Annotated in this window: 1 protein-coding gene; it reads left to right on the top strand. The window is 65.8% G+C overall.

The genetic code is table 11. The annotated features are described in order from the left end of the window. Positions 1-13: 13 nt before the first annotated feature. The coding region (locus MU848_RS18730) for a VCBS domain-containing protein (RefSeq protein ID WP_247234841.1) at positions 14-1,255 on the top strand (1,242 nt) is incomplete at its 3' end.

Here is a 1,255-nt window from a genome sequence, read left to right as displayed (position 1 = left end):
GGATGCCGCGGCGGTGGCGGAGCTCAACAGCTACGGCACGTTGACGCAGAACAGCGACGGCAGCTGGAGCTATGTGCTCGACAACAGCCGGGCCGCGACGCAGGCGCTGGGCAGCGGGTTTGCGAAGGACTTCACGCTCAACTACATGATGCAGGATGCCGATGGCGACCAGTCGCCTGCGACACTGACCATCACGGTCAAGGGTGCCGACGACAGCGCAAGCGTGGTGACGGCAGCGGCGACCGGCCCAGACGCGACCGTCTATGAGGCAGGCCTGCCGAGCGGCACGGCGCATGACGGCAGCCATGTGACCTCCGGCAGCTTCACTGTCTCTGCAACGGACGGGATCGCCAGCATCACGGTGGGGGGCACGAGCTTCACCCTGGCGCAGATGCAGGCGTTCGGCACGACCAATGGGGTGGTGAACACAGGCGAGGGGACGCTGACGCTCACGGGCTACAACGCTGCGACCGGAGCAGTGAGCTACAGCTATACGCTGCTCGCCACCATCGACAATGACAGCAAGACAGGTGCAACCCTCACCGAGTTCGACGACAGCATTGCACTGAGTGTCACCGGTGTCAGCGGCACCAGCGGCAGCGATACGCTGGTCGTGCGGATCGTGGACGACGCGCCGGTTGCGGTGAACGATGCGGGCGGCACGCTGACCGAGGATGTGGCGGGAAGCCTGTCGGGCAATGTGCTGAGCAACGATGTCTCGGGGGCTGATACGCCCAAGAGCTTCGTCGCCTGGGGCGCGGATGCCGCAGCGGTGGCGGAGCTCAACAGCTACGGCACGCTGACGCAGAACAGCGACGGCAGCTGGAGCTATGTGCTCGACAACAGCCGAGCGGCGACGCAGGCGCTGGGCAGCGGGTTTGCCAAGGACTTTACGCTCAACTACATGATGCAGGATGCCGATGGCGACCAGTCGCCTGCGACACTGACCATCACGGTCAAGGGTGCCGATGATAGCGCGCGCGTGGTGACGGCAGCGGCGACCGGCCCCGACGCGACGGTCTATGAGGCGGGCCTGCCGAGCGGCACGGCGCATGATGGCAGCCATGTGACCTCCGGCAGCTTCACCGTGTCTGCGACGGACGGCATCGCCAGCATCACGGTGGGCGGCGCGAGCTTCACCCTGGCGCAGATGCAGGCGTTCGGCACCACCAATGGGGTGGTGAACACGGGCGAGGGCGAACTCCGCCTGACCGGATATAATGCCGCGACGGGAGTAGTGAGCTACAGCTATACG

It is taken from the genome of Sphingobium agri (assembly GCF_023051225.1).
GTDB classification, from domain to species: domain Bacteria; phylum Pseudomonadota; class Alphaproteobacteria; order Sphingomonadales; family Sphingomonadaceae; genus Sphingobium; species Sphingobium agri.
The sequence above is the reverse complement of the archived record's forward strand: the minus strand, read 5'-3'. Positions and strand labels throughout refer to the sequence as shown.